Source organism: Endozoicomonas atrinae, assembly GCF_001647025.1.
Classification (GTDB): domain Bacteria; phylum Pseudomonadota; class Gammaproteobacteria; order Pseudomonadales; family Endozoicomonadaceae; genus Endozoicomonas; species Endozoicomonas atrinae.
Genome location: NZ_LUKQ02000250.1, coordinates 1 through 7634 on the forward strand (window position 1 = coordinate 1; position 7634 = coordinate 7634).

The window sequence follows — 7634 nt, forward strand, 5'->3', positions numbered from 1 at the left end:
GATCATCCTGAGTTTTAATCTGACTGGCTATTTGATCTACCAGTTTTTCGTTGATTTCAACGCTCATTGTTATTCTCCATTTTGGAGTATTAACGACAAGCGTTTACACAATTTAAATTACATTCCCTTGTTCAGGGACAATGGGTATAGGCAAAGAGTAAACAAACGTCAAACGCCCTCTTACAAGGCCTTTACCGAATTGCTTTTAAACAATGGGCTCTTATTGCGAGGTACTATAAATTCCTCACTTGTCCAATTGAGAATACCCCCGGAGCGTTAGTTCCTCTGTCTGTTTTGTTAGCAAAAAAACAAGGTGATTCAACTACCATCTGCCAAAAACAGATAGAAGGGGATATTTTATGCTTTCAACAGTTTTACCTGGGCCTCAGGTGGGGTATGCCTCAATTCCACAAACGCGTTCTGCCGTAAAACGGTGCCATCACGAAAGTTCTGTATCAGAGACAAACCCACCGGTAAAGAGGCTGAAAATGTCCGATAGCCCGAATGAACGGATAGCGCTTGCAGCTCACACTTTACGGCCTGTTCGGCCTGAGAAGTACATCATCACCGGGGCTGGTGGTGGGCTTGGATATGAGTTGGGTAAAGCGATTTTATCCAGCAAAGCCAGAGCTGATGTGACCTTAACCTATCGTGGAAAGGCTTTGCCGGAGAAGTTACAGGAATTACAGGGAAAATACCCCAATCAGGTTAGCTGCTCACAGCTGGACCTTAATGATTCTGATAGCATAGCGAAATTCACTGAAGACTATGGACAAAAACACGGGCCGGTGGATGTCCTTTTAAGTTGTGCTGCTGTTTTTAAGCCCCGAGACCCAAAGGAAAATACACTTCGAAACTTAAAGAATCATCCAGAACTATTAACTGAGGCCTTGTCCAGTAACTGTGAGGGTCATATGTCTCTTGTGAGCCATCTGATGAAAGATGAGCCATTGCGGCTCAGGCAGCGGCAGGTGCAACGGACTGGTAATACAATACCTCAAAAATTCATTCTGATCGGCAGTGCGGGTAGCCGATTTTCAGGTGACAATCCAAAGCTTGCCAGAATGGGACTGACTTATGCGACCAGCAAGGCAGGCCTCCATATGGGTGTTTATAAGGCGGCGGAAGAAGAGAAGGGTAATCAGCAATTTATTATTTCCTGTGTTGATCCTGGTTGGATGGATACCAAAATGGGAGGATCTGGTGCTCCTTCCGGATCAACCAAAGAGGCAGCCGTAAAGATCAGTGGTTTGATTGAGACAATTACAAAAGAGGACAGTGGTACGCTGATGGATTCTGACGGGAACAAACTGAATTATTAAACGGTTGAAGAACAGGGGCTAGGGCAGCGTGGATTTGGCATTGTGTTATTGGTGTAAAGCCTGCAAAATCATCGGACAAAAATAACAATAAACAAGAACAAGGATTTTATCCATGTATCAGGCTCTCGTCGGAATAGGGCTTCCTGTTGCCCTCATTCTTATCATGATCGGTGTTGGGTTAAGCCTTACCTTTAATGATTTTACCCGGGTTTTTATGCAGCCCCGTGCTTTTCTGGTGGGCATCACCTGTCAGATGCTGTTGTTGCCTGTTGTTGCAGTGCTGATTATTGACCTTGCCGGGCTGAGCGGTGAACTGGCCATTGGGCTCTTCATACTGGCACTGTGCCCCGGTGGAACCACATCAAACCTATACAGCCTTCTGGCCAGGGCGGATGTTGGGCTGTCCATTTCATTAACGACCATTGCCGGGTTTATCACCACGTTTACCATACCCCTGCTGGGTAACTGGGCGATTTATCACTACGCCGGTGAAAACTCCCAGTTTGAATTACCGGTGTTGGTTACCTGGGTCAAGTTGATGGCCATTACTATTATTCCAACATTGATTGGTATGGGGATCCGGATGCAATGGCAGGGCTTTGCCGAGAGAGCAGAGCCCTATGTCAGCAAGTTCTCCGCCGCCATACTGGCATTGATGATTGTCAGTATTGCTCTGCAACTGGGTGAGAAAGTATTGACGTATCTGCTTCAGGCAGGCTTTGCAGCGTTGGCCCTGAATGTACTGACCATGATACTGGGTTATCTGGTGGGCAAATGGCTGGTGGATAATGAGCAACAGGCCAGAACCATCTGTCTGGAAGTGGGTCTGCAGAATGGAACGCTGGCTCTGCTGGTGACCGTTACCATTCTTGACAGTGCCACCATGTCCATTGGTCCCAGTGTTTATAGCCTTCTGATGTTTGTTACGGCATCGCTGTTCACGATGGCTGTATTAAGGAAGGATAAAACCGGCCAGGGAAAAGTGGTGACTTCCTGAGGTAAGTACTTTCTGGGCATAGGTTTGCGTCAACCAACAATAAAAAGGAAAGGAAGTCATGGCAGCGTTTCATCTTGCCCAGGTCAATATTGCCAAAGCAAAAGGCCCAATGGACAGCCCGGTCATGAAGGGGTTTGTCGACCAGCTTGACTACATCAATCAACTGGCGGAAAACAGCCCCGGCTTTGTCTGGCGGCTGCAGACGGAAGAAGGGGATGCCACGGATATTTCGGCTTTTGAAGATGAGCTGATCATTATCAATATGTCTGTGTGGCAAACCTATGAAGACCTGAAGCAGTATGTGTATTCGGGCGAGCATCTCCGTGTTCTTAAACAAAAGAAAGACTGGTTCGATAAACTGCGGGGTTCTCACCTTGCCTTGTGGTGGATACCTGCGGGTACCTTACCTACAGTCGAAGACGCAAAGCAGTCACTTACATTGCTGGATACTCAGGGACCAACAGAGCAGTCATTTACCTTTGCCCGACCGTATCCAGCACCTGAGCTGCAGAATGCATAATGGTCGTCCTGATGTTTGAACTTATGGTATTGCCAGGCATTATTTTGTGTTTTCTATTGCTTCTTTTTATCGCGCTTTACCAGGGAGTTAATTTAAAAAGAAACGCACTTCGCCTGCCTGAAGCAAGCGGTAAACGGTTACAAACCACTGGTTCGGATTTTTCTATCCTTCATGTTGGTGAAAGCCCTGTCGCCGGGGTCGGTGTTGAAGAGATCAAACAGGGGCTGACTCATCAGATTATTGAGAATCTGACTCAGGATCGGGAAGTGACGTTTGACTGGGAAATACTGGCAAAAAATGGTGCCAGAGTTTTCGACTCACTTACCTTTGAAGCAGCCATTAAAGAGCCTGATATTTTGATCATCAGCTTTGGAGTCAATGATACGACTAAACTGACCCGGGGGGAGACATTCAGTAAGACTATGAAGGCGTGTGTCCATTGCTTTGCTTCCGGTAATACCCGGGTATTTATGACCTCAATTCCAAAGGTCAACCGGTTTCCACTGCTTCCCGCCCCATTAAGCTGGTTGCTGGGAATTAAGGCATTCCTTCTGGACAGGCAGTTGCAGAAGCTCTGCCATCAGGAGGGTTGGACATATATCCACAGTGAAACGGATCCTGAGGGTTCTTTGATGGCTCAGGACGGTTATCATCCCAATGCATCTGGCTATCGGGTCTGGGCGGGTATTATTGCGAATAAAATATTTGATGACCTTCAGAGGAGGTAATGCTTATACCAGTTGATACATGGCCTTAGTCAGCAACCTTGTGTCAATCGAGTCTGGTATTTATTCAACATTAATGGAGATGACTGTGTATAGATTTATTGTGGTTTTTATGGCTTCTTTGCTCTTTTCTCATGGGGTGAGTGCAGAAAAGCCAGAGTGGGCAGGAAAGGGAAAGCCAACAGCCGAGCAGAAAGCTGCCCATAAAGCATTAATGAATGCCAAAGAAACAGATGAGGAAACAGAAAAACTCCTGAAAGAACCAAAGCAAAAGAAGGAGAAAGAAGTTAAACAGGAAAAGCCAGTTAAAGGTCTGGAGAAACAGAAAGACAAAAAGTCCGCTCAGGGAAAGAAAGAACTGGGCAAGGGCTCTGAAACTGGACAGGAAGCCAGTAGTTCTAAGAGGAAGTGGTGGAAGTTCTGGGAATGAAATTAGGGAGCGTTATCAGCTGGTTGGATGGCCAGTTGGTAACGCACCCTAACAAGTACTGTTTAGCTATAGATAGGAAAAACAGCTCTACTGTATTCAGTATTAACACCATTTTTAAGTATGATCTCTCATGCATACAGAAGGTTGGTGACATGTTATTGCACGATCTCCTTGGCTGCGATTTTCCCGTTATTCAGGCCCCCATGGCCGGTGTTCAGAACTGGGAGTTGGCCGTTGCGGTTTCTGAAGCCGGGGGGCTTGGTTCAATTCCCTGTGGCATGTTGAATGCTGAACAGATTGCCGCTGAGATTAATGCTTTCAAACAGCACTCCAATAAGCTTTATAACCTCAATTTCTTCTGCCACGAAATGCCTGAACTCGACCACCATAAAATGTCCAGGTGGGAGCGGCGGCTGGCACCCTATTATGCAGAGATGAACGTTAGTCCTCCAAAAGAGATGGGCAGTTTGAGAATGCCATTTGATGAAGCGACAGCAGAGATTCTGGAAGCCCATAAGCCACCAGTGATCAGCTTTCACTTTGGATTACCGGCTGAGCACCTTGTCAGGCGCGTCAAGTCCTGGGGAACGGTGATTATGTCATCAGCGACAACTCTGGAAGAGGGAACCTGGCTGGAAGCCAACGGGGTGGATGTTGTGATTGCCCAGGGCATTGAGGCGGGAGGGCATCGAGGAATGTTTTTGACGACAGATGTTGCAAGCCAGATGGACACTGTTTCCCTTGTCACTAAGCTGATCAGTCATTTACGTGTTCCAGTCGTTGCTGCCGGGGGGATTGCAAGCCATCAACAGGTCAGGCATATGATGGAGTTAGGTACAGCAGGTGTTCAGGTAGGTACCAGCTATCTGCTTTGCGATGAAGCCAGAACCAGTCCGGTTCATCGAACTGCTTTAAAAGTTGAAGGGGCTTCGACCGCTTTAACCAACCTGTTTTCCGGCCGTCCTGCCCGTGGGCTGTGTAATCGCCTGATGAAAGAGGTTGATGCTATCTCGGATGCAGCGCCGGACTTTCCTTATGCTTCTATCGCGCTCAGTCCTTTGCGTGCGGCAGCTGAGTCCAGAGGCTTGGTTGACTTTTCGCCTTTATGGTCCGGTGAAAACCGGGCAGGCTGCAGAGAAATTTCAGCCTGTGAGCTGACCCGAAGTTTATGGTTGGGAGCTGAATGAGGTTATATTGCCAGAATCAATGAACAGGGGCAGTTTCACTATGAATTCACAGCATTTGATCAAGTTGCTTGATGTTGCCAGGCAGAAAAACATGATCGATCAGGACAGTGAATGGTCAAATGGCAGCGAAACCTATCTCAGGGAGATCAGGCTGGAGTTGGATGAGGTTCAGGAGGAACTGGGTTCCGACAGAAACTGTTACCTTGAAGAAGAACTGGGGGATGTATTCTGGGATTACCTGAACCTGCTTCTGGCTCTTGAGCAGGAAGGTAAAATTTCCTTATTCAGGGTCTTTGAGAGGGCATTGGTGAAGTACAGTGAGCGGATTGATGGCATTCAGCAGGGCAGCTCCTGGTCTGAGGTGAAGAGACAGCAGAAGCAAAGACTGGCAGAAGAACAGGCCGTTGAGAATAACAAAGCAGAGCTTTTATAGATTTCCCAGGTTTTTCAGACTGGTTGCCAGGGAGGTGTTTTACTTTAGTCATAGAATTGAGTTCTCCCTGGGGGCCGGTTGTTTATATTGTTGGTTGGCTAAAGAGAATAATCATCATGGATGCAGAATCCAGATTGGTGGAATGAGGTCTGTTACTATTGCATTCAAAGCGGTGTCTGCAAATTGATCGTTAAGTATTGATACGTATCAATATGCGTATTGATAATTTGTTTAATAATTATGCGGTTGATTGGTCACTGACTGTCACGATTCTGTCATCCCTTCAATGTTAAGTTGTCCTTGTTGATAGCATTAACTATACGAATAAAAGTGATCGTGTACAGTCAGAATAAAGAACGGAAACTATCATCCGCAATGTTGAGAATTGAGAAATATACGCTCAGAGATGGGCAGACAGGTTGGCAGGCGCACCTGGTAAAACCTGACTGTTCCAAAATACACGAAACTCGTCGTTTCAGTTATTCAGACTATGGTGACCTTGCCTTTCAGAAAGCACTGGATTGGCTTGAGAGTCAGTACTATCAGCCCGCTGCAAATGATGCTGATGATCAATACACGGTGATGGCCATGAGTGATCAACACTGAGACTGCAAAAATATCCCTGGCTGGTAACCCGCCTTTATGCCCTTTAGGTATTCCTGTAGGGCGCATTTTGTCTGGGGTGGTGGCGAGGTGAGCTCTTTTGGGTAAGCAGGCAGCCTGTTTTTCTTCCTTTTCAGTAATTCCTTGAGGCAGGCCTTTATGGCTTGCCATCAGTAGAGCTGGGCGTTTTTGAATTGGGTTCGGATATTAAGAATGAAATTATCTGCTGATGTAGTTGAGTCGTTTGATTAGTTCGTCTGTTGCTTCAACCGCCTTTTTGGCCAGTTTTTCTTCCGTCCAGTCGCTGAAATGAGGATTTGCGAGCAAGCCCTGAAGAGCCATGGCCGCCATCTGCTTTCTGGATGGAAAAATCAGGTTGGCTTTCTTCTGGTTTCTTCTGTTGTTTTTATCTGCCATGCAGCTCTCCTGATTTGATTCTTGAAGGCATGTTGGCTCAGTGTTTACCTGTCCATTTGGAAAGCATACTCAGCCTGAGTGTTGTTGCGGTTTATCTCCCTTTAATTACAAAAGTGCTGTCTTCAGTATATACCAGAGACCATGGGGGAATTCTAATTATTCAGGCTGTATATTGAGTAATGATTGGCTGCGAGCAGTGTTGGAAGCCGCTGGTAGCAGCGGGGATTGCCCCCGCAACCGTTCAGGCGGCAACATATCGTCTGATAACAGAACCATGATTTTCGTTTTCTACCAGAGTCTTGTGAAGTGCCTGAATTGCTTTCTCGTAGTCGGCCTCAGCAACAATGCACTGCATTTCAACCTGTCGTATGGTCTGGTGCATGGCCATCACATTAATGCCTGCATCCGACAGGGCAGACACGGTTCTGGCAAGAATACCTTTTACTTTCAGATCTGAACCAATAGCGGAGACGATTGCCGTTTTGTGAATAGCCACCTCCGCAGTTGGGTATTTTTGTTTGGTCAGACGAACAAGCCGATTAATCTTCTTTCGGCTGCCCGTCAGATAAAAGGTAATGCTGTTCGCATCGGATTCTTTATTCACCTGTTGCAGTTTCAACTCCTGAATAAGCTGACTGATTTCCAGGTCATGGTTAATGGATCCCAGCATTTCCTGGTCAAAGATCTCAATGGCAGCAATATCTCTGCGTCCGGCAATGATCTCTACGCAGGGTCTTGGATTACAGTAATCCTGATCAATAATGGTGCCCAGGTGTTCGGGTTCAAAGGTGTTTTTGATTCTCAGTTTGATGCCGCTTTTGCGAATTTCCTGCGCGGCTTTCGGGTGGATGGCCTCCATACCGAGATTGGATAATACCAATTCCATTTTTAAATTATGAAATAACAGCCCATGAACGGGAGCATAGACTTTTCAATCGGCCAACTTCAGAAAGTAATTCATTCCATGCCTCACAGCATTTATTGATAATATCTTCATAGT

General features: G+C 46.5%; 10 protein-coding genes. 8 read left to right on the forward strand and 2 right to left on the reverse strand.

Translation table 11 applies throughout. From position 1 onward, the window contains the following. Window positions 1-488 precede the first annotated feature (488 nt). From AK963_RS22930 to AK963_RS22965, 8 genes are all read left to right on the forward strand, one after another. On the forward strand, window positions 489-1322 hold the full coding sequence (locus AK963_RS22930) for an SDR family NAD(P)-dependent oxidoreductase (protein ID WP_066017736.1): 834 nt from the start codon (window positions 489-491) through the stop codon (window positions 1320-1322). Window positions 1323-1434: 112 nt separating this feature from the next. Beyond that, window positions 1435-2319, forward strand: coding sequence for a bile acid:sodium symporter family protein (locus AK963_RS22935; protein ID WP_066017737.1), 885 nt, complete (start codon window positions 1435-1437; stop codon window positions 2317-2319). A 58-nt stretch (window positions 2320-2377) separates the two neighbouring features. After that, window positions 2378-2839, forward strand: coding sequence for a DUF3291 domain-containing protein (locus AK963_RS22940; protein WP_066017738.1), 462 nt, complete (start codon window positions 2378-2380; stop codon window positions 2837-2839). A gap of 11 nt (window positions 2840-2850) precedes the next feature. Next, a complete protein-coding gene (locus AK963_RS22945) occupies window positions 2851-3567 on the forward strand; it encodes an SGNH/GDSL hydrolase family protein (RefSeq protein ID WP_175404608.1) in 717 nt (238 codons plus the stop codon). Window positions 3568-3652: 85 nt separating this feature from the next. Next, window positions 3653-3994, forward strand: coding sequence for a hypothetical protein (locus AK963_RS22950; RefSeq protein ID WP_238593823.1), 342 nt, complete (start codon window positions 3653-3655; stop codon window positions 3992-3994). A gap of 152 nt (window positions 3995-4146) precedes the next feature. Beyond that, the gene (locus AK963_RS22955; RefSeq protein WP_066017744.1) at window positions 4147-5181 is read left to right on the forward strand and encodes an NAD(P)H-dependent flavin oxidoreductase; all 1035 of its coding nucleotides are present in this window, start codon (window positions 4147-4149) and stop codon (window positions 5179-5181) included. A gap of 40 nt (window positions 5182-5221) precedes the next feature. Beyond that, window positions 5222-5614, forward strand: coding sequence for a MazG nucleotide pyrophosphohydrolase domain-containing protein (locus AK963_RS22960; protein ID WP_066017741.1), 393 nt, complete (start codon window positions 5222-5224; stop codon window positions 5612-5614). A 375-nt stretch (window positions 5615-5989) separates the two neighbouring features. Continuing rightward, window positions 5990-6220, forward strand: coding sequence for a hypothetical protein (locus AK963_RS22965; RefSeq protein ID WP_066017742.1), 231 nt, complete (start codon window positions 5990-5992; stop codon window positions 6218-6220). 216 nt (window positions 6221-6436) lie between these two features. Here the strand turns inward: AK963_RS22965 and AK963_RS22970 are convergent, their stop codons facing one another. Both AK963_RS22970 and AK963_RS22975 read right to left on the reverse strand, forming a co-directional pair. Next, window positions 6437-6634 (reverse strand): hypothetical protein, encoded by a 198-nt coding sequence (locus AK963_RS22970; RefSeq protein WP_066017743.1) that lies wholly within the window; start codon window positions 6632-6634, stop codon window positions 6437-6439. Window positions 6635-6875: 241 nt separating this feature from the next. Beyond that, window positions 6876-7520, reverse strand: coding sequence for an ACT domain-containing protein (locus tag AK963_RS22975; RefSeq protein ID WP_238593824.1), 645 nt, complete (start codon window positions 7518-7520; stop codon window positions 6876-6878). Window positions 7521-7634: the final 114 nt, after the last annotated feature.